This is a genomic window from Shinella sp. G-2 (genome assembly GCF_050172695.1).
Taxonomy (GTDB): domain Bacteria; phylum Pseudomonadota; class Alphaproteobacteria; order Rhizobiales; family Rhizobiaceae; genus Shinella.
In genome coordinates, this window is record NZ_JBBEYH010000001.1 from 176,652 (window position 1) to 196,070 (window position 19,419).

Below are 19,419 nucleotides of genomic sequence, written 5' to 3' on the forward strand. Positions count from 1 at the left end.
ATGCCGAAGCCCAATCCGCGCCATCCGAACTATCCGATCCCGAGCGGCAATGTGCTGCGCGCCAAGGGCTGGCGGCAGGAGGCCCTGCTGCGCCTCCTGGAAAACGTGCTCTCGGTCGGCGAGGACCCGGACAATCTCATCGTCTATGCCGCGCTCGGCAAGGCCGCACGTAACTGGGCGGCACACAAGGCCATCGTCAAGGCGCTGACGGAGATGGACGAGGACCAGACGCTGGTCATTCAGTCTGGCAAGCCGGTGGGCCTGCTCAAGACCCATGCGAAAGCGCCGCTCGTCATCATGGCGAACTGCAACATCGTCGGACAATGGGCCAAGGCCGAGGTCTTCTACGAATTGCAGCGCAAGGGGCTGATCTGCTGGGGTGGCCTGACGGCCGGCGCGTGGCAGTATATCGGCAGCCAGGGCGTCATCCAGGGCACCTATGAAATCTTCATGCGCATCGCGGAAAAGCGCTTCGGCGGCAGCCTTGCCGGTCGCTTCATCCTGACCGCCGGCCTTGGCGGCATGGGCGGCGCACAGCCGCTCGCCGGGCGCATGGCGGGAGCCGCGATCCTTTGCGTCGACATCGACCCCGCGCGTGCCGCGGCGCGCAAGGCGGTCGGCTATCTCGAACATGTGGCGCCGGACCTCGATACGGCGCTCGCCATGATCGAGGACGCCGTGAAGGAGAAGCGCGCGACGTCCATCGGCCTCGTCGGCAACGCGGCCGAGATCTATCCGGAAATCGCCCGGCGCGGCATCGTGCCCGATATCGTCACCGACCAGACCTCGGCGCACGACCTCGTCTACGGTTACGTGCCGAAGGGCATGAGCCTCGATCAGGTGAAGGACCTCCGGGATGACGGGCAGGGGCAGCTGATGGCGGCAAGCCGCGCATCCATCGTCGAGCATGTCTCTGCCATGCTGGAGTTCCAGAAAATGGGCTCCGAAGTCTTCGACAACGGCAACCTCATCCGCACGCAGGCGCGGGAAGGCGGCGTCGGCAACGCTTTCGACATCCCGATCTTCACCGAAGCCTATCTGCGACCCCTCTTCGCGCGCGCCATCGGTCCCTTCCGCTGGATGGCCCTGTCGGGCGAGGAGAGCGACATCGCGCGCATCGACGACCTCGTGCTGGAGATGTTCCCGGACAACAGGATCGTCACCAACTGGATCCGCCTTGCCCGCGAGAACGTGCCCTTCGAGGGCCTGCCGGCGCGCATCGCCTGGCTCGGCCATGGCGAGCGCACGGACCTCGCACTCGCCGTCAACCGGCTGGTCGCGGCAGGGGAACTGAAGGGGCCGATCGCCTTTTCGCGCGACCATCTCGATGCCGGTGCGATGGCGCATCCGAACATCATGACGGAGCGCATGAAGGACGGTTCGGACGCCATTGCCGACTGGCCGCTGCTCGACGCCATGCTGCTTTCCTCCTCCATGGCCGACCTCGTCGTCGTGCATTCCGGCGGCGGCGGCTATGCCGGCTACATGACGAGCTGCGGCGTGACGCTGGTGGCGGACGGCACGGAAGCGGGCGCGGAACGGCTCGATCACGCGCTGACCAACGACACCTCGCTCGGTGTCATCCGCTATGCGGATGCGGGTTATGAGGAGTCCTTCGACGAGATCGACAAGAAGGACATCGGCTACGTTCGTATCGGTTGACGGCTGAGCGCGGACGCATTCGGGGTCGGTCCAAGGCGCGGCAAGCGGATGCTTGCCGCGCCTTTCTTAATGGCAATCGTCAAGGCGCGTGGACGGTGTGGACCTAAGTGCCTGAAATGTCACGGTCGGCCGTAAAGATTGTATTTAACATTTCGCGGTAATCTTCCGTTAGTAATTCCGTCCGTGTGTCGAAAGGGCGGGGCTTCGGTTTGTTTTGCGTGCGAGTGCCTTATGCGTCTTTCGGTCCTGTCAGCGATCCTCCTCGGCTGTGTTTCCATGGCTGGCTGTGCGTCTAGCTCCAGCCCGGAGACGGCGCTTGCCATCAAGCCTTCCGCGGAAACCACCAGCTCCGTCAAAAAGGGCGGCGGGCCCGTGCCCGAAATCTCGGTCGGCGAAGGCAAGGTAAAGGCCGACGGTGCGCAGGAAATGCTCGCCTGGGCCGGGCCGGTGCCGGAAACCGGCGTCTTCGAAAGCGTCACGAAACAGTCGGCGATCCCCGAGGAACGTCCGGTCGAGACGATGATGGCGGAAGAGCCGGTACAGGGCGCCTCGCGCAAGCGTTCGCGCGTCTACAGCCAGCAGTTCCGCGATGCGCATCCGATCAATTTCGGCAAGCGCGCGCCGAGGCACTATCAGGTGCACGGCGTCGACGTTTCGCGCTGGCAGGGTGACATCGACTGGATGAAGCTGCGCACCCAGGGCGCCAACTTCGCCTTCATCAAGGCGACGGATGGCGGCGACCATCTCGACCCGATGTTCCAGAAGAACTGGCGACGGGCGAAGGAGGCGGGCATCAAGCGCGGCGCCTACCACTTCTTCTACTGGTGCCGCGTCGCAAGCTCGCAGGCCGAATGGTTCATCCGCAACGTTCCGAAGGATCCGGACGCGCTGCCGCCGGTCATCGATGCAGAATACAACGGCGATTCCGCCTGTAAGAAGCGCCTGTCGCGCGAAAAGTATGTCGAGAAGATCAAGGTCTTCGCCGAGATGCTGGAGCGCCATTATGGCAAGCGGCCGATCATCTACACCGCGCCCGACTTCTACGAGGACAACCTCTCGGGCGAGCTGACGCAATATCCGTTCTGGCTGCGCTCGGTCGCCGCGCATCCCTCCAAACGCTACCCGAACCGCCGCTGGCTGTTCTGGCAGTATTCGGGTTCGGGGCTGTCGCACGGCGTCGAGGGCAAGATCGACCTCAACGTCTTCTCGGGCAGCGTGAACGACTGGCACAACTGGCTGAATGGCCAGTCATAAGGCAGCACGGGCGACGGTCTATTTCTGCTTCTGCGGATAGATCGTCTCGCCGCGTTTCAGCATCTCCACATAGGTTTCGATCTTGCGCTTGCGGGCGGCGTCCGTCTTGATGTTGTGCAGGCGGAAGGCGAGGGCGAAGCGGTTCTGCTCCGTCAACCTGCCGAGCATGTCCCTTGCCGCCGGTTCGGCGTCGATGGCGGCCTGAAGGTCCGGCGGTATCTTCAGATCCTTGCCGCTGCCATAGGCCTTGTCCCAGCGGCCGTCCGCCTTGGCCGCGTCCACCTGTTTCAGGCCGTGCTCGGTCATTCGGCCGCTCTCGATCAGCCGGCCGACCGTCTCGACGTTCTTCTTGCTCCAGACGCTCTTGCGGCCGCGCGGGCTGTAGCGCTGGAAGAAGCTCCTGTCGTCGTGGCCCTTGCGGATGCCGTCGATCCAGCCCCAGCACAGCACGACCTCGATCGCCTCTTCGGGGTTGATGGATTGCAGGCCTGAGCCGCGCTTGTGGATCTTGATCCAGACCTCGGGCGTGTCGGCGTGGTTTTCCGCCAGCCAGCGGTAGAAGCTGTCCGGATCGGCAAATTCCCGCACATGGGCTGGGTTGATTTCCACAGGCGCCATCGGATTTCTCCCTGAGACCGGGCCGGGCGTGGCCGCTTTGCATCGCTCCGCAAGAACGAGGGGTGGATGCCGAAGATGTGATGCCCCCGCTTCTTGCCAGCCCCGTGGCGCTTTGGCTAGCCATCGGCCTCAACCCGTTCCTTCCATTGGAGTTTATGTCGAGAATGCCTACGGTGTGCACATTGTCGCGCAGAGCCTTCTTCCTGGGCGCCGCCGCGACGCTCGCGGGATGCGCAACCACGGAAACTTCGGTCAAGACGGTTCCCGTTCCGAAGAAGGTCAGCTATCCTATCGTGCCGGCGACGGACGAGGAACTGGCCGCGCGTTATGCTCCCGTCGAGGACGGCGGTCATCTCATTCCGGCCATTCCCTACCGGGAGATCGACCCGAAATATTACCGTCAGCGCGTATCGGACCCGACCGGCGAAGCGCCGGGCACGGTGGTGGTCGATACGGCGGCGCGCTTCCTCTATGTCGTGGAGCCAGGTGGCACGGCGATGCGCTACGGCGTCGGCATCGGCCGCGACGGCTTTGCCTGGGAAGGCGAGGGCGTGATCCAGTGGCGTCAGCCCTGGCCGCGCTGGAAGGTGCCTGCCGACATGATCAAGCGCCAGCCGAGCCTTGCCAAATACTCCGTCGAGAACGGCGGCATGGAGCCCGGCATCAAGAACCCGCTCGGTGCGCGTGCGCTCTATATCTTCCAGAACGGTCAGGACACGCTCTACCGCCTGCATGGCTCGCCGGACTGGAAGTCCATCGGCAAGGCGACGTCTTCCGGCTGCGTGCGGCTGATCAACCAGGATGTGCTCGATCTCTACAAGCGCGTGCCCTATCACGCGCGCATCGTCGTGCATCAGTCGGGGCTGTCCTCCGTCTGAGCACGGACCGTTATGCGGACTTGAACCGCGCCATCAGGTCGGCGCGGGCCGGGTCTGTCAGCGTCACCGCGGCGCCGAATTCCAGCGGCGTCAGCGCGGCCTCGTCCGGATAGACGATGGCGTTGCCGGTAATCTCCGACGGCAGCAGCGCGATCACCCGGCTGTCGGTGGTCGGCGCGCCATTGGCGATATGCTCGCGCACCGCATGGTTCGGATCCATCAGGAAGTCGAGCAGCGCATAGCCGGCCGGCTTGTTGAGGGCGCTCGACGGCATCGCGTAGAAATCCGCCCAGATCTCGCCGCCGTCGGCGCCGAGCGTGAACCGGATTTCCGGGATATCGCGGTTGAGCTGCGCGCCATCGTTCGTCCAGCACATGCTCATCCAGGCATCCGTGGCGCGCAGCGCCGGCTGGTAGTCGCTGTTGATCGCGTAGAGATGCGGCTTCACCGCCATCAGCAGTTTCTCGGCCTCTGCCAGTTCCTCGGCCTTCACCGAATTGAAGGAGAAGCCGAGCGAGACGAGGGCATTGCCGATGGCGGTGAGCTGATAGTCGTGCACCATGACGCGGCCGTCGGCCTCGGTCATCGCCAGCGCGAAGAAATCCTTCCAGCTCGTGACATCCGAGCGCACCTTGTCGGAATTGAAGGCGATGCCGGTGGTGCCCCAGTTCTTCGGCACGCCATAGGTCTTGCCGTCGACCGTGCCCCGGTCGAGGAAGCGGCCGTTCTGGGTCGCCGGATTGAAGTTCGGCACCTTGGAAAGATCGAGCGGATCGATCAGGCCGAGGCCGGCATAGGTGGATATGGCGTAGTTGGTCGGCACGAAGAGGTCCCATCCGGCGCTGCCGGTCTTGAGCCTTTCCAGCATGTCCTCGTTCGAGCCGAAGACGTTGACCTCGACGGAAACCCCCGTCGCCGCGGTGAAGGCCTCGAAGCTTGCGGGATCGTGGTAGTTCGGCCAGGTGGCGATCGCCATGGACGAGCCGAGATTTTCACCAGCATGGGCGGCGGCATTGAAGAGACCCGGCTGGCGGGCGAGCACGGCGGCGGCAAGGCCGAGCCCGGTGACGCCGAGAAAATGCCGGCGCGTGACCGAGCCGCGCTTCAGCCGTTGGAATTCGTCCGTCAAGTCCCGGGCACGGATCGGAGTGTTCTGGCCGGACCATTTCGCCATTGAGCGTTCCCTTATTATTGTGGGCCTGTTTCCCTCAGGCCGGATATAGGCGCCGTACCGGGATCGAGGCTGGTTTCGCCGCATCGTTTCCCGGGTTTTCGCGCGTGCCGCGGTGAGGCGGTCTCCGCCGCCCTTGCCGCACGGGCCGGATGCTAGGTCAGCCGCCGATAAACTGGTATATACCTCGTAGGAGGTATTTTTCCGTTTTTGCGACTGTGGGAGGAGTATACCCGGACGACGGCCTTCACCGGCCGCTGGGGGAATTTGAGGGAGAGACGCGCCATGCAGGCGGATTTGAGGGCACTTTTCCAATCGCTTGCCGACTGGACGGAGACGACGGAAAGCTCCGACAAGCAGGCCGGGGAGACCCTGCTTTCGATGACGCGCGCGCTGGTGCGTTTCGACTACATGGTGATCTTCGCCTATCGCGACAAGGCGCGGCCGATCCACCTCTTCAGCACCTTCGAGCCGGAGGACTACAAGCTCTTCGTCACGCTCTACCAGACCGGTCCATACCTGCTCGATCCGTTCTATCATGCCGCGCGGGCGGACCGGGCGGGTGTCATGCGCATGCGCGAGCTTGCGCCGGATCGTTTCTTTTCCAGCGAATACTACCGCACCTTCTACTCGCAGACCCAGCTTGCCGAGGAGGTCGGTTTCTTCGTGCCGACGCGCGACGGGGTGACCGTGGTGGTTTCGCTGATGCGGCGGGAGAAGACGGGCGCCTTCCCGGCGACGGAATTCGGGCTGCTCAGCGATGCCGAGCCCTTCATGTCCGCCTTCGTGCGCCATGCCTGGGGCAATCTTGCCGGCCGCTTCGCCGAAATGGTGCAGGGGCGCGGGCGGCGCAGCGAGCCGGTCAGCGCGGCGGACAGGGTCTGGCGCAGGCTGAACCTGACCGACCGCGAATCCTCGATCGTCGAACTGGTGCTGCAGGGGCATTCGTCGGAATCGATCGGGCTGAAGCTCGATATCTCGACGGGCACGGTGAAGGTTCACCGGCGCAATGTCTATCGCAAGCTCGGCATATCCTCGCAGATCCAGTTGCTGTCGATCTATCTGAAGAACCTGCAGGGATAGGCGGTTAGACGAAAAAGCCCGGCATTTCTGCCGGGCTTTTTCGATTCTTTTCAACGGTTTGTCGGACCGTGTTTGCGGATCGATTCCGGCCGTTAAGAGATCGATTCAACCCGCCGTCGCGAGAGCGACCTGCGCGCGGGCATCGATGATCTGGCGGGCGGCGTTGGCGGCTTCCTTGCCCTTGATGACGAAGTGATCGCGGAAGAAGGCGATGTGGGCTTCCGATTCTTGGAAATTGTGCGGCGTCAGCACGGCCGAGAGCACCGGCACATTGGTGTCGAGGCCGACGCGCACGATGGCATCGACCACGGTGCCGGCGACGAAGTCGTGGCGGTAGATGCCGCCGTCGACGACGAGCGCGACGCCGAGGATGGCGGCATAGCGGCCGGTACGGGCGAGAAGCTGGGCCTGAAGCGGGATTTCGAGCGCACCCGGCACGTCGATCACGTCGACGTCCTCGGCGCGGCCGCCGAGCGCCTGCCATTCGGCGATGAAGGAGGTGACCGCCTGATCGACGATACCGGCGTGCCAGCGGGCGCGCAGGACGGCGATGCGGGTGGCGGGCGTGGCATTCATATTCATGTCGAGGCCTTTCAAGGGTTGAGCCATTTTTCAACGGTCCCCTTGGGCGAACACGCAAGGACGGACGCCGCCTGCCACGGCGGATGCCTCCTGCTTGCTCTCTTCCATCCGGACTGTGACCGTCGGCTCCGGCATCGCACCGGATCTGCTGACCCTTCCTTGCGGAAGGCGCTCGCGGGCTCCCGGATCGCTCCGGATACCGCCGGTGGGGAGTTTCACCCCGCCCTGAGAACGATGGAAGACTAGACGGCAAACGCCCGCGGATCAAATCCGCGGGCGACGCAAAAGACGCAATTCACGACAGATTTTTCCAAGCCTCTCGCAAGTCCTGGAACGAATGCTCAGTCCCGGATGACGAGCAGGTCGCCGGCGGTGAAGCGCAGCGTGACCGTTTCGCCGACGGCCGGCGGCACGAGGCCGGGGCTGTTGAACATGTCGAAGGAAATGATGCTGCCGCCGACCCGCATGCGGGTGCGGATGACCGAGCCGAGGAAGTTCGAGGAGACGACCTCGCCGGAAAGGGCGGTGTCGCCCTTGGCGTCGGGCGCAATGGAGCCGGCTTCCGGGCGCAACGCCAGCGAGACGGTGTCGCCGGCCTTGGCACTGCCGAGCGATTCGCGCAGCGTGACGCCCTGGTCGCCGATGGAGATGCGGTTCGACGCGGCGTCGACCACCTTGGCCTCGATGAGGTTCAGCGTGCCGACGAAGTTGGCGACGAAGCGGGTGGCGGGGCGGTTGTAGATTTCGGCGGGAGCACCGATCTGGTCGGCCTTGCCGGCATTCATGACGACGATGCGGTCGGAGATCGACAGCGCCTCTTCCTGGTCATGGGTGACGAAGACCGTGGTGATGCCGAGCTGCTGCTGGATCTGACGGATTTCCTCGCGCAGCGACACGCGGATCTTTGCGTCGAGCGCCGAGAGCGGCTCGTCGAGCAGCAGGACCTGCGGCTTCGGGGCCAGCGCGCGGGCGAGCGCCACGCGCTGCTGCTGGCCGCCGGACATCTGGTAGGGATAGCGGTCGGCGAGATGATCGAGCTTGATGAGGCCGAGCATCTCCTTGACGCGCGCGTCGATCTCGGCTTTCGGCCGGCCGGCGACCTTGAGGCCGAAGGCGACGTTCTCGGCGACGTTCATGTTCGGAAAGAGGGCATAGGCCTGGAAGACCATGCCGATGTTGCGCTGGTTGGGGCGAAGGTTCGCCTGGCTCTTGCCGTCGATGGCGATCGTGCCGCCCGAGGGCGTCTCGAAACCGGCGATCATGCGCAGGACGGTGGTCTTGCCGCATCCCGATGGTCCGAGGAACGAGACGAACTCGCCCTTCTCGATGGACATGTTGAAATCCTTGACGACCTGCACGGGGCCGAAGGACTTCTGGATGCTGGTGAGGGTCAGGAAGCTCATGAATGGTCCTTAGGCGGGGCTTTGCGCGCCCTTCTGGAAGCGGGAAACAAGCTGGATCAGGCCGAGGCAACCCCAGGTCAAGGCGAAGGACATGACCGCGAGCGCAGCCGGCTCGTAGGCGCGGTTGGCGCCGAGAAGCTGCATGTAGGGGCCGAAGGCCGGACGGTTGAGAAGGGCGGCCATGGTGAACTCGCCGATGACGATGGCGAAGGTGAGGAAGGCGCCCGAGAGCACGGCGACCAGCACGTTCGGCAGGATGATGCGCGCAAGGATCGTCATCCAGCCGGCGCCCAGGCTCTGGGCCGCCTCCGTCAGCGTGGCGATGTCGATGGAGCGCAGGCCCGTATCGACCGAGCGATACATGTAGGGCAGGGCCAGCGTCGCATAGCCGAACATCAAGAGAATGTTCGTGCCCGTCGTCGTGCCGGTCAGCGGCAGCCAGCTCGACGTGTTGTAGAGGCGGATATAGCCGAAGACGATGACGATGGCCGGAATGACCAGCGGCAGGAGGGTGATGAATTCGATATAGGGGCGAAGGCCCGGCATCTTCAGCCGCACCCAATAGGCGGTTGGCACCACCAGCAGGACGCCGAAGACGATGGTCGCGAGCGCCATCAGCACCGAATAGGTGAAGGTCTCCTGGAAGCGCGGATCGCCGAGCACGACGGCATAGGCATCCAGCGAGTAGACGCCACGCCGCATCTTCATGGAGAAGTTCGTCATGCCGAGCAGCGGCAGGATGAAATAGAGCAGCCCGAAGATGAGGGCGCCCCAGGCCCAGAACTTCTTCATTTCAGCCACCTTTCGCTGCGGGCGCGCAGCCAGATGTAGATCGTGTTGGCAATGCCCGTGACGACGATCATGCCGAAGGCCAGCGCATAGCCGAGATGGGGATTGCCGAGAACGTCGCCGCGGATCTGTGCGAAGAGCAGGATCGGCACGATGGAGAGCGACGAGCCGGTCAGCGCGATGGCGGTCGCGACGGCGCCGAAGGCATTGGCGAAGAGCAGGGCGAGCGTGCCGAGGAAGGAGGGCAGCAGGATGGGGAAGGCGACCATGCGCCAGTACTGCGCATTGGTCGCGCCGAGAATCTGCGCCGCCTCGCGCCATTCGCGCTTCAGGCCGTCGAGCGCGGGCGTGATGATGAGGATCATCAGCGGAATCTGGAAGAACAGATAGGTGATCGTCAGGCCCCAGAAGGACAGGATGTTGAAGCCGAGTGCACGCAAGTCGATGCCGACCTGGGTCTTCAGGAACACCGTGAGAAGGCCGACCGGGCCGAGGGTCGCGAGGAAGGCGAAGGCGAGCGGGACGCCCGCGAAGTTGGAGGCAACGCCCGAGAAGGTCAGCAGCGGGCCGCGGATCCATTTCGGCAGGCCGCCGAGCACCACGGCGGAGGCGACCGCAAAGCCGATCAGGCAGCCGAGCAGGGCCGAGGCGATGGAGATCTTGATCGAGATCCAGTAGGCCGACAGGATCGACGTCGTGAACAGCCCGCGGATGTTGTCCAGCGTGAAGCCGCCTTCCGGCGTCTGGAACGCGCCAAGGACGATACGCATCGTCGGCATGACCAGGAACAGCAGGACAAAGATCGCGAAAGGCGCCACGCCGAGCCAATGCAGCGGGAGGCGGAAGGGCTCCCGCGTCGGCTGTCTGGTGGCTGAACTGTCTGATGACATTAAGAAAACCTCGGGTGGGGTTGCCGTCATTGGCATACCGCAATCGTCGCCCCGGCCAGAGAGCCGGGGCGACGAAGGATGTCGTTTACTGCACGTTCGCGCCGACGACGCTGTCCCATGCGCCGGTTACGGCAGCCTTGTTGGCGTCGACTTCCTCGAGCGTCGGGAAGTAGGCCTTTTCATAGGATTCTGCCGGCGGCAGGGCGTCGATCAGGTCCTGCGGAACCTTGCCGGCCTTGACCATGGCGTTGAAGCGCGCCGGATGGCAATAGCCCTTCAGCCAGCCGAGCTGACCTTCGTCGGAGTACAGGTGCTCCATCCACAGCTTGGCAGCGTTCGGGTGCGGCGCATAGGCCGAGATGCCCTGAACGTAGACGCCGGCGAGGACGCCCGTTGCCGGAACGACGACTTCCGTCGGCGGGTTGCCGTTGAGGGTCTTGGCCCAGCCGAGCGCGTTGTAGTCCCAGGCGACGACGATCGGGGTCGAACCCTGGGCGAGCGTGCCGGACTTGCCGATAACCGGAACGAAGTTGCCGGCCTTGTTCATTTCGGCAAAGTAGGCAAGGCCAGCTTCACCGGCTTCCTTGCCGGACTTCGCGCCTTTGCCGAGACCGGCGGCGAGAACGCCGAGGATGGCCTGGTTGGAGGCGCGCGGGTCGCCGGCGAGAGCGACCTGGCCGGCATATTCCGGCTTCAGGAGGTCGGCCCAGTCCTTCGGCGTGTTGGCGACGAGGTCCTTGTTCACCAGGAAGGACATCACGCCGTAGTAGTCGCCGTACCAGTAGCCTTCGGCGTCCTTGACGGAGTCCGGAATTTCGTCCCAGGTCGAGACCTTGTAGGGCTGCAGCAGGCCTTCGGCCTTGGCCTGCGGGCCGAAGGCGAGACCGACGTCGATCACGTCGGGCGACTGCGGGCCCTTGTTGTCCTTGTTGGCCTTGATGGCTTCGACTTCGTCAGCCGAGCCGGCGTCGGGGTTCAGTTCGTTGACCTGTATTTCCGGATACTTCGCCTTGAAGGAGGCGATGACGTCACCGTAACCGCACCAGTCGTGCGGCAGGGCGATCGTCGTCAGCATGCCTTCCTTCTTGGCGGCTTCGATCAGCTCGGCGCTCGGCTCAGCGAAGGCGAGCGAGGTGGTGGCGATCACCATGGCGGTGGAGAGCGAAAGCAGACGTTTCGTATGTGACATCACGGGTGTTCTCCTTTTGTGTGTCAGGCATTTCGGCGAGGTGATTACTTGTGGCGTATGAAGCTTATGTGACAGTTTTGTTTCGGTTTTTTCGTTTTGCTGTCACGGCTTGCCGGAGACCTCCGGCCGGGGTTTGCGAAAAAGCCGGCTGGCCTCGAAGAGGCCCTCCAGCGTCTTCATTCGGCCGCTGGTTTCCTCCCAGCCCGAACTCTGGACGGCTTCGATCAACGCTTCGACGATGAACAGCGTCACGACGGACGAATCCCATGCCGAGGGCGCTTCGATATGGACCCGGAACACCTTCGCGGCCGCCTTCGCGACGGGCGAGGCCCACTGGTCGGTAAAAAGCACGATCTCCACGCCACGCTCGCGGGCGGCGCGGCCGAGCGTTTCCATCTCCTGCTCGTAGCGCCTGATGTCGAAGATCACGAGCACGTCGCCGGCCTTCATGTTCAGCACGTAGTGCGGCCAGGAACTCGGATTGGAGGCGATCTGCGTGACGTTCGGGCGGATGACCTGGAGATGGGTGAAGAGGTAGTCGGCGAGCGCCTTCGTGATGCGGCCGCCGATGATGTAGATGCTGCGCTGGCGGTCGGCGAGAAGGGCGGCCGCGCCATCGAATTCCGGGGTCTCGAGCTGCGCCAGCGTCTGGCGCAGGTTGGTCATGATCGCATCGGCGAAGCGATTGAGGATATGCGTGCCGGGCGCATTGGCGGCCCAGCGGTCATGCTTGGTGATCGGGCTGGACAGCGTCGCCTCGAGCTCGTGGTGCAGGCGGGCCTGGAAATCCGGGAAGCCCCGGAAGCCGAGCTTCTGCACCATGCGTGCAACCGTCGGCGTCGACACGCCGGCGTTCTCGGCCACCGTCGTGATGCTACCGAGGCCGGAGACGGGATAGTTGTCGAGCAGCGATGTGGCCAGCTGCTTTTCGGCGCGCGTCAACGCATCGAAATGAGCATGGATCACATCCGACACCGTCATGGATGCTTGGTTCAGCGTCAAATTGTTCCCCTGCGCTCCGGTCTTTGCCGGAGTTTTGAAAATTAAACATCGCTGTCACAATTCGAGTCAAATGATTTTTTGAAGAGATTTTTTCACAACCCCGTTGACAGCGGCAAAACTGTGAAGAATTCTTTTCATTAATGATAAAAGCCGGTCGAGGGGATCAGGCTGATGGGAATTCTGACTGGAGAGGAGGGCGACCCCGTCGCCCTTGAGAATGCTGCTGCGCGCGGTCGGGTCATCCTGGTCTGCGAGCATGCATCGCGCCTTCTGCCCAAATCGCTCGGCACGCTCGGCCTGTCCAGCGAGGCGCTGGCGAGCCATATCGCCTGGGATCCGGGTGCGCTCGCCGTATCGCGCATGATGGCGAAAAGCCTCGATGCGACGCTGGTCTTCCAGCGTTTTTCCCGTCTTGTCTACGACTGCAACCGTCCGCCGGAATCGCCCGCCGCCATGCCGGAAAAGAGCGAGGTCTTCGACGTTCCCGGCAATGCCGGGCTCGACCAGGCGGCGCGCGATGCCCGCACGCAGGCCCTCTACCTGCCGTTCCGGGAAAAGCTCTCCCGCCTGGTGAAGGAGCGGACGGACGAGGGCAGGGCGCCCGTCATCGTGACGATGCACAGCTTCACGCCGGTCTATTTCGGCAAGCCGCGCGCGGTCGAAATCGGCATTCTGCATGATGCCGACACGCGCCTTGCCGACGCCATGCTTGCCGAGGCCGGCACGGGCGGGCTTTACGACATCCGCCGTAACGAGCCCTACGGGCCTGAGGACGGCGTGACGCACACCTTGAAGGAGCACGGCCTTTCCAACGGCCTTGCCAATGTAATGATCGAGGTCCGCAACGACCTCATCCGAGACGAAGTCGATCAAAGGGTCGTGGCCGACTATCTGGCAGGATTGCTCCTCAAGAGCCTTCCCGCCGCCTAATCAGAAAAAGACCCGGGGAGCGGCATGCCCGCGGCGCATATCCCATGCATTTCATGGGCCTCAGACACAGGCGGCCCTCGGCAATTCCGCCAGGGACCAGTCGATACAGGGGAAAAACATGTCAGATTATTCCGATAACGATAAACATGAGGACATGCAGGTCCTGCATTCCATGGGATACGCGCAGGAACTCGAGCGGCGCATGAGCCAGTTCTCGAACTTCGCCGTTTCCTTTTCGATCATTTGCATTCTTTCCGGCGGCATCAATTCCCTCGCGCAGGCGACCTCTGGCGCCGGCGGCGCGGCGATCGGTATCGGCTGGCCGGTCGGCTGCTTCATTTCCTTCGTCTTCGCCGTCGCCATGGCACAGATCAGCTCGGCCTATCCGACGGCCGGCGGCCTCTATCACTGGGGTTCCATCCTCGGCAACCGCTTCACCGGCTGGCTGACCGCCTGGTTCAACCTGCTCGGCCTCGTCACGGTTCTCGGCGCCATCAATGTCGGCACCTACTACTTCTTCATGGGCTCGTTCGGCACGCCGTATTTCGCCCTGGAAGACACCACGACGACCCGCATCATCTTCCTGGCGATCATCACCGGCGCCCAGGCGCTCGTGAACCACATGGGCATCGGCCTCACCGCGCGGTTGACGGACTTTTCCGGCTATCTGATCTTCGCGACGTCCATCGCGCTCGCCATCGTGTGCCTGGCCGCCGCCGACAGCTACGACATCGCCCGCCTCTTCACCTTCTCGAACTTCTCGGGTGCGGCCGGCGGCAATGTCTGGCCTGAGAATTCGGGCACCTGGGTGTTCCTGCTCGGCCTTCTCCTGCCGATCTACACCATCACCGGCTACGACGCCTCGGCCCATACGTCGGAAGAAACCGTCAAGGCGGCGCATTCCGTGCCGCGCGGCATGGTCTCCTCCGTGCTGTGGTCGGCGCTGTTCGGCTACATCATGCTGTGCTCCTTCGTGCTGATGATCCCGGGTTCCGTGGCCAATGCCGACGGCACCACGACGGACGGCATGACGGCCGCGGCCGCACAGGGCTGGAACGTCTTCTTCTGGGCCATGGACACGCAGGTCAATCCGACGATCAAGGACGTCCTCTACTTCGCGATCCTCGTCGCCCAGTGGCTCTGCGGCCTTGCCACCGTCACCTCGGTTTCGCGCATGATCTTCGCCTTCTCGCGTGACGGCGGCCTGCCGTTCTCGCGCGGCCTGTCGAAGGTCAGCCCGAACTACCGCACGCCGGTCGCCGCCATCTGGACCGGTTCCATCCTGTCGGTGCTGTTCGTCTGGGGCTCCTCGCTCGTCTCCATCGGCGAGACGCCCGTCTACACCGTCGTCGTCTCGTGCACGGTCATCTTCCTCTTCTTCTCCTTCGCGATCCCGATCGCGCTCGGCCTCTTCGCCTGGGGCACCTCGAAGTGGGACAAGATGGGACCGTGGAACCTCGGCGAAGGCATGTTCAAGCTGTTCGCGATCCTGTCGATCATCGCCATGGCGCTGATCTTCATCCTCGGCATCCAGCCGCCGAACGACTGGGCGCTCTACATCACCGTCGGCTTCCTCGTCCTGACCGCGATCATCTGGTTCGGCCTCGAAAGCCGTCGCTTCCGCGGCCCGCCGATCGGTGACGAAGTCGCCCGTCGCCAGGCCGAGATCGCCGCCGCCGAAAAGGCTGTCGGCCAGGCCTGATCTTTCCAGCGCGGGGGCCGCGCATGCGGCCCCCGTTTTCATTTCGACCGTTCAATTTCCGACCGCGGCGAGAGCTTCGCCGGACACCACTCCAGGACCGAAACACCATGAGCACGACTTACACATTCGATGATCTGAAGAAGGATGTCGCCGAAGGCCGCATCGACACCGTTCTCGCCTGCCTCGTCGATATGCAGGGCCGCCTCATGGGCAAACGTTTCCACGCGCAGTATTTCGTCGAAAGCGCCTATGAGGAGACCCATAGCTGCAACTATCTGCTGGCGACGGACATGGAGATGGATACGGTCTCCGGCTACAAGTCAACGAGCTGGGCGGCCGGCTATGGCGACTATACGATGAAGCCGGACCTTGCGACGTTGCGCAAGCTGCCGTGGCTCGAAGGCACCGCACTGGTGCTCTGCGACGTGCTCGACCACCACACCCACGAGGAAGTGCCGCATTCGCCACGCGCCATCCTGAAAAAGCAGGTCAAGCGGCTGGAGGCCATGGGCCTGAAGGCCTTCATGGCGAGCGAACTCGAATTCTTCCTCTTCGACCAGAGCTTCGACGACGCACGCGAAAGCGGCTACCGGGACCTGCGTCTCGCCTCCGGCTACAACGAGGACTACCATATCTTCCAGACGACCAAGGAAGAGGACGTCATGCGCGCGCTGCGCAACGGCCTGCAGGGCGCCTGCATTCCGGTGGAGAACTCCAAGGGCGAGGCCTCGGCCGGCCAGGAGGAAATCAACGTGCGCTATGCCGACGCGCTGGCGATGGCGGACCGGCATTCGATCATCAAGAACGCCACCAAGGAAATCGCCTGGCAGCGCGGCAAGGCCGTGACCTTCCTTGCCAAGTGGAACTACAACGCCGCCGGCTCCTCCTCGCATATCCACCAGTCGCTGTGGAGCGTGGACGGCAAGGAGGCGAAGTTCTTCGACAAGGACGCCAAATACGGCATGTCGGAGATGATGCGCATGTATGTGGCGGGTCTGCTCGCCCATGCCAGCGAGATCACCTATTTCCTCGCGCCCTACATCAATTCCTACAAGCGTTTCGTCGCCGGCACCTTCGCGCCGACCAAGGCCGTCTGGAGCAAGGACAACCGCACAGCCGGCTATCGCCTGTGCGGCGAGGGCACCAAGGGCATCCGCATCGAATGCCGCGTCGGCGGCTCCGACCTCAACCCGTATCTTGCCATGGCAGCGCTGCTCGCCGCCGGCATTGCCGGCATCGAGGGCAAGCTGGAACTGGAAGCGCCCTTCGTGGGCGACGCCTATGGCGGCAAGGATATCCGCGAGATTCCGAAGACCCTGCGCGGTGCCGCGGCGGCCCTGAAGGAGTCCCGGATGCTGCGCGAGGCCTTCGGCGACGACGTCATCGATCACTATGTCCGCGCCGCCGAATGGGAGCAGGAAGAGTACGACCGCCGCATCACCGACTGGGAGGTGGCGCGCGGCTTCGAGAGAGCGTAAGGCTGCTGCCAGCCAAGGCTGAACCTGCCCCGGCGAATAACCCTCCAGGGATATTTGCTGTGCGGCAGGACCGGCTATTGTCCGGCGCGAAACTTCATATCGGAAACAGGAAGTCGATCATGACTGTGATCAAATGCATATCCCCCGTGGACGGCTCGGTTTACGCCGAGCGTGAGGCGATGCCGCTGGCCGCCGCGCAGGCCGTCGTCGCCCGCGCGAAGAAGGCGCAGAAGGCCTGGGCCAAGCGTCCGCTGGAAGACCGTATCCAGCTCGTCCTCAAGGGTGTCGCGCGCGTCAACGAGATGGCCGACGAGATCGTGCCGGAAATCGCCTGGCAGATGGGCCGCCCGGTGCGCTACGGCGGTGAGTTCAAGGGCTTCAACGAGCGCTCCAACTATGTCGCCGAAATCGCCGGCTCCTCGCTCGCGCCCATCGTCATCGAGAACAGCGACCGTTTCGAGCGCCGCATCGAACGCGAAGCCCATGGCGTCGTCTTCGTTATCGCGCCATGGAACTACCCCTACATGACGGCGATCAACACGATCGCACCGGCCCTGATGGCCGGCAATGTCGTCATCATCAAGCATGCCGCCCAGACGCTGCTCGTCGGCGAGCGCCTCGTGCGCGCCTTCAACGAGGCAGGCGTGCCGGAAGACGTCTTCCAGAACGTCTTCCTCGACCATGACACGACTTCGGCGCTGATTGCCGCCAATTCGTTCGACTTCATCAACTTCACCGGCTCCGTCGAGGGCGGCCGGGCCATCGAGCGCGCCGCCGCCGGCACCTTCACGCCCGTCGGCCTCGAGCTCGGCGGCAAGGATCCGGGCTACGTCATGGAAGACGCGGACCTCGACGCCGCCGTCGACACGCTGATGGACGGCGCGACCTACAATTCCGGCCAGTGCTGCTGCGGCATCGAGCGCATCTACGTCAACGAGAAGCTCTACGACGCCTTCGTCGAGAAGTCCGTCGCCTGGGTCTCCAACTACAAGCTCGGCAATCCGCTCGATCCGGAAACGACGCTCGGCCCGATGGCGCACAAGCGCTTCGCCGCGACGGTGCGCGCCCAGATCGCCGATGCCGTTTCGCGCGGCGCGAAGGCGCTCGTCGATCCCAAGCTCTTCCCGGCCGACGACGGCGGCGCCTATGTCGCCCCGCAGGTTCTCGTCGATGTCGATCATTCGATGGAGTTCATGACCGAGGAGACCTTCGGCCCGGCCGTCGGCATCATGAAGGTCAAGAGCGACGAGGAAGCGCTCGCCCTGATGAATGACTGCAAATACGGTCTCACCGTCTCGCTCTGGACGAAGGACAGCGAACGGGCGGCCCGCATCGCCGGCGACCTCGAGACCGGCACCGTCTTCCAGAACCGCGCCGACTATCTCGACCCGGCGCTCTGCTGGACCGGCGTCAAGGAAACGGGCCGCGGCGGCTCGCTCTCCGTCATCGGTTTCCATAACCTCACCCGACCGAAATCCTACCATTTCAGGAAAGCTTGAAGCGCATGACCATCACCGCCAACTGGAGCTACCCGACCGCGATCAAGTTCGGGGCGGGCCGCATCTCGGAACTGGCCGACCACTGCAAGGCGGTCGGCATGAAGAAGCCGCTGCTCGTCACCGACCGCGGCCTTTCGACGATGCCGATCACCAAGAACGCGCTCGATCTCCTGGAGGCCGCCGGCCTCGGGCGGGCGATGTTCGCCGAAGTCGATCCGAACCCGACCGACAAGAACCTCGCCGACGGCGTGAAGGCCTTCAAGGACGGCGGGCATGACGGCGTCGTCGCCTTCGGCGGCGGCTCGGGCCTCGACCTCGGCAAGGCCATCGCCTTCATGTCCGGCCAGACGCGCCCGGTCTGGGACTTCGAGGATATCGGCGACTGGTGGACCCGCGCCAATCCGGCCGGCATCGCCCCCATCGTCGCCGTGCCGACGACGGCCGGCACCGGCTCGGAAGTCGGCCGCGCCTCCGTCGTCACCAATTCCGAGACGCACACCAAGAAGGTCATCTTCCACCCGAAGATCCTGCCGTCCGTGACGATCTGCGACCCGGAACTGACTGTCGGCATGCCGAAGGTCATCACCTCGGGTACGGGCATGGACGCCTTCGCCCATTGCCTCGAAGCCTATTGCTCGCCGTTCTACCATCCGATGAGCCAGGGCATCGCGCTGGAAGGCATGCGCCTCGTCAAGGAATACCTGCCGCGCGCCTACAAGGACGGCACGGATATCGAGGCCCGCGCTCATATGATGTCGGCCGCCGCCATGGGCGCCGTCGCCTTCCAGAAGGGCCTCGGCGCGATCCATTCGCTGTCGCACCCGGTCGGCGCGATCTACAACACGCACCACGGCATGACCAACGCCGTCGTGATGCCGCCGGTGCTGACCTTCAACCGCCCGGCCATCGAGGCGAAGATCGCCAGCGCCGCCGCCTATCTCGGCATCGCCGGTGGCTTCGACGGCTTCTTCGACTATGTGCTGCGCCTGCGCGAGGAACTCGGCGTGCCGGACAAGCTCTCGGCGCTCGGCGTCGGCACGGACCGGATCGACGAAATGTCCGAAATGGCCATCGTCGACCCGACGGCCGGCGGCAATCCGGTGGAGCTGACGCTCGAGGCGGCCAAGCGCCTCTTCGTCGAATGCATCTGAGCCTGGCGGCCTGAAATGCGAGGGGTGGCGATCGGCCGATCGCCACCCTTCTTTTTTATGATAATTGTTACGGATTGCGTCGCATGATGGTGGTCATCAAAATGTCATGCGACTGTCATGATTTGCGCCGTTCCCCGG

17 protein-coding genes and 1 riboswitch are annotated in these 19,419 nt (G+C 63.9%); of the genes, 9 read left to right on the plus strand and 8 right to left on the minus strand.

All coding sequences use genetic code 11. The features are described 5' to 3' along the window. The gene (locus tag V8U06_RS00855; protein WP_427139099.1) at positions 1–1,662 is read left to right on the plus strand and encodes a urocanate hydratase; all 1,662 of its coding nucleotides are present in this window, start codon (positions 1–3) and stop codon (positions 1,660–1,662) included. Positions 1,663–1,893: 231 nt separating this feature from the next. Then, on the plus strand, positions 1,894–2,916 hold the full coding sequence (locus V8U06_RS00860) for a glycoside hydrolase family 25 protein (RefSeq protein WP_226918451.1): 1,023 nt from the start codon (positions 1,894–1,896) through the stop codon (positions 2,914–2,916). A gap of 18 nt (positions 2,917–2,934) precedes the next feature. Here the strand turns inward: V8U06_RS00860 and V8U06_RS00865 are convergent, their stop codons facing one another. Further along, positions 2,935–3,534, minus strand: a complete 600-nt coding sequence (locus V8U06_RS00865; protein WP_427139100.1) for a YdeI/OmpD-associated family protein — start codon at positions 3,532–3,534, stop codon at positions 2,935–2,937. A 164-nt stretch (positions 3,535–3,698) separates the two neighbouring features. On the opposite strand from V8U06_RS00865, the gene V8U06_RS00870 reads away from it, so the two are divergent. Then, positions 3,699–4,412 carry a L,D-transpeptidase gene (locus tag V8U06_RS00870; RefSeq protein WP_427139101.1) on the plus strand — a complete coding sequence of 238 codons (714 nt, stop codon included), beginning with the start codon at positions 3,699–3,701 and terminating at the stop codon, positions 4,410–4,412. A 10-nt stretch (positions 4,413–4,422) separates the two neighbouring features. Here V8U06_RS00870 and V8U06_RS00875 read toward each other — a convergent pair whose 3' ends face one another. Beyond that, positions 4,423–5,586 carry an ABC transporter substrate-binding protein gene (locus V8U06_RS00875; protein ID WP_427139102.1) on the minus strand — a complete coding sequence of 388 codons (1,164 nt, stop codon included), beginning with the start codon at positions 5,584–5,586 and terminating at the stop codon, positions 4,423–4,425. A 282-nt stretch (positions 5,587–5,868) separates the two neighbouring features. Between V8U06_RS00875 and V8U06_RS00880 the strand changes: the two genes are divergently transcribed. Continuing rightward, on the plus strand, positions 5,869–6,666 hold the full coding sequence (locus tag V8U06_RS00880; RefSeq protein ID WP_427139103.1) for a helix-turn-helix transcriptional regulator: 798 nt from the start codon (positions 5,869–5,871) through the stop codon (positions 6,664–6,666). Between the two features lie 105 nt (positions 6,667–6,771). Here V8U06_RS00880 and V8U06_RS00885 read toward each other — a convergent pair whose 3' ends face one another. From V8U06_RS00885 to V8U06_RS00910, 6 genes are all read right to left on the minus strand, one after another. Continuing rightward, on the minus strand, positions 6,772–7,248 hold the full coding sequence (locus tag V8U06_RS00885) for a 6,7-dimethyl-8-ribityllumazine synthase (protein WP_427139104.1): 477 nt from the start codon (positions 7,246–7,248) through the stop codon (positions 6,772–6,774). Positions 7,249–7,340: 92 nt separating this feature from the next. Next, positions 7,341–7,485: riboswitch (FMN riboswitch) on the minus strand. A 104-nt stretch (positions 7,486–7,589) separates the two neighbouring features. Then, positions 7,590–8,651 carry an ABC transporter ATP-binding protein gene (locus tag V8U06_RS00890; protein WP_427139105.1) on the minus strand — a complete coding sequence of 354 codons (1,062 nt, stop codon included), beginning with the start codon at positions 8,649–8,651 and terminating at the stop codon, positions 7,590–7,592. Positions 8,652–8,660: 9 nt separating this feature from the next. Continuing rightward, entirely contained in the window at positions 8,661–9,443 is a 783-nt protein-coding gene (locus V8U06_RS00895; RefSeq protein ID WP_226918458.1) for an ABC transporter permease, read from the minus strand. Then, positions 9,440–10,330, minus strand: a complete 891-nt coding sequence (locus tag V8U06_RS00900) for an ABC transporter permease (RefSeq protein ID WP_226918459.1) — start codon at positions 10,328–10,330, stop codon at positions 9,440–9,442. Before V8U06_RS00900 ends, V8U06_RS00895 begins: the two co-directional genes overlap by 4 nt. An 85-nt stretch (positions 10,331–10,415) precedes the next feature. After that, complete coding sequence (locus tag V8U06_RS00905) at positions 10,416–11,522, minus strand: ABC transporter substrate-binding protein (protein WP_427139106.1); 1,107 nt, start codon at positions 11,520–11,522, stop codon at positions 10,416–10,418. Between the two features lie 99 nt (positions 11,523–11,621). Next, a complete protein-coding gene (locus tag V8U06_RS00910; protein ID WP_427139554.1) occupies positions 11,622–12,515 on the minus strand; it encodes a MurR/RpiR family transcriptional regulator in 894 nt (297 codons plus the stop codon). Positions 12,516–12,689: 174 nt separating this feature from the next. Here V8U06_RS00910 and V8U06_RS00915 point away from each other — a divergent pair, with 174 nt between their 5' ends. The 5 genes from V8U06_RS00915 to V8U06_RS00935 all read left to right on the plus strand — a co-directional run bounded on the left by V8U06_RS00915 (position 12,690) and on the right by V8U06_RS00935 (position 19,281). After that, positions 12,690–13,451: an N-formylglutamate amidohydrolase gene (locus V8U06_RS00915; protein WP_427139555.1), complete on the plus strand. Its 762-nt coding sequence runs from the start codon at positions 12,690–12,692 to the stop codon at positions 13,449–13,451. 118 nt (positions 13,452–13,569) lie between these two features. Continuing rightward, complete coding sequence (locus V8U06_RS00920) at positions 13,570–15,153, plus strand: amino acid permease (protein ID WP_226918462.1); 1,584 nt, start codon at positions 13,570–13,572, stop codon at positions 15,151–15,153. A gap of 107 nt (positions 15,154–15,260) precedes the next feature. Continuing rightward, entirely contained in the window at positions 15,261–16,631 is a 1,371-nt protein-coding gene (locus tag V8U06_RS00925; protein WP_427139107.1) for a glutamine synthetase family protein, read from the plus strand. A 119-nt stretch (positions 16,632–16,750) separates the two neighbouring features. Further along, entirely contained in the window at positions 16,751–18,130 is a 1,380-nt protein-coding gene (locus V8U06_RS00930; RefSeq protein WP_226918464.1) for an aldehyde dehydrogenase family protein, read from the plus strand. A 5-nt stretch (positions 18,131–18,135) separates the two neighbouring features. Further along, positions 18,136–19,281, plus strand: a complete 1,146-nt coding sequence (locus tag V8U06_RS00935) for an iron-containing alcohol dehydrogenase (RefSeq protein WP_427139108.1) — start codon at positions 18,136–18,138, stop codon at positions 19,279–19,281. The last annotated feature ends 138 nt before the right edge of the window (positions 19,282–19,419 follow it).

Bases quoted from the DNA above. Each gene is read 5' to 3' on its own strand.
- V8U06_RS00880 (WP_427139103.1), top strand. From the start codon at position 5,869: ATGCAGGCGGATTTGAGGGCACTTTTCCAATCGCTTGCCGACTGGACG.
- V8U06_RS00895 (WP_226918458.1), bottom strand. From the start codon at position 9,443: ATGAAGAAGTTCTGGGCCTGGGGCGCCCTCATCTTCGGGCTGCTCTAT.
- V8U06_RS00930 (WP_226918464.1), top strand. From the start codon at position 16,751: ATGACTGTGATCAAATGCATATCCCCCGTGGACGGCTCGGTTTACGCC.
- V8U06_RS00855 (WP_427139099.1), top strand. From the start codon at position 1: ATGCCGAAGCCCAATCCGCGCCATCCGAACTATCCGATCCCGAGCGGC.
- V8U06_RS00900 (WP_226918459.1), bottom strand. From the start codon at position 10,330: ATGTCATCAGACAGTTCAGCCACCAGACAGCCGACGCGGGAGCCCTTC.
- V8U06_RS00875 (WP_427139102.1), bottom strand. From the start codon at position 5,586: ATGGCGAAATGGTCCGGCCAGAACACTCCGATCCGTGCCCGGGACTTG.
- V8U06_RS00860 (WP_226918451.1), top strand. From the start codon at position 1,894: ATGCGTCTTTCGGTCCTGTCAGCGATCCTCCTCGGCTGTGTTTCCATG.
- V8U06_RS00935 (WP_427139108.1), top strand. From the start codon at position 18,136: ATGACCATCACCGCCAACTGGAGCTACCCGACCGCGATCAAGTTCGGG.
- V8U06_RS00870 (WP_427139101.1), top strand. From the start codon at position 3,699: ATGCCTACGGTGTGCACATTGTCGCGCAGAGCCTTCTTCCTGGGCGCC.
- V8U06_RS00925 (WP_427139107.1), top strand. From the start codon at position 15,261: ATGAGCACGACTTACACATTCGATGATCTGAAGAAGGATGTCGCCGAA.
- V8U06_RS00885 (WP_427139104.1), bottom strand. From the start codon at position 7,248: ATGAATATGAATGCCACGCCCGCCACCCGCATCGCCGTCCTGCGCGCC.
- V8U06_RS00920 (WP_226918462.1), top strand. From the start codon at position 13,570: ATGTCAGATTATTCCGATAACGATAAACATGAGGACATGCAGGTCCTG.
- V8U06_RS00865 (WP_427139100.1), bottom strand. From the start codon at position 3,534: ATGGCGCCTGTGGAAATCAACCCAGCCCATGTGCGGGAATTTGCCGAT.
- V8U06_RS00890 (WP_427139105.1), bottom strand. From the start codon at position 8,651: ATGAGCTTCCTGACCCTCACCAGCATCCAGAAGTCCTTCGGCCCCGTG.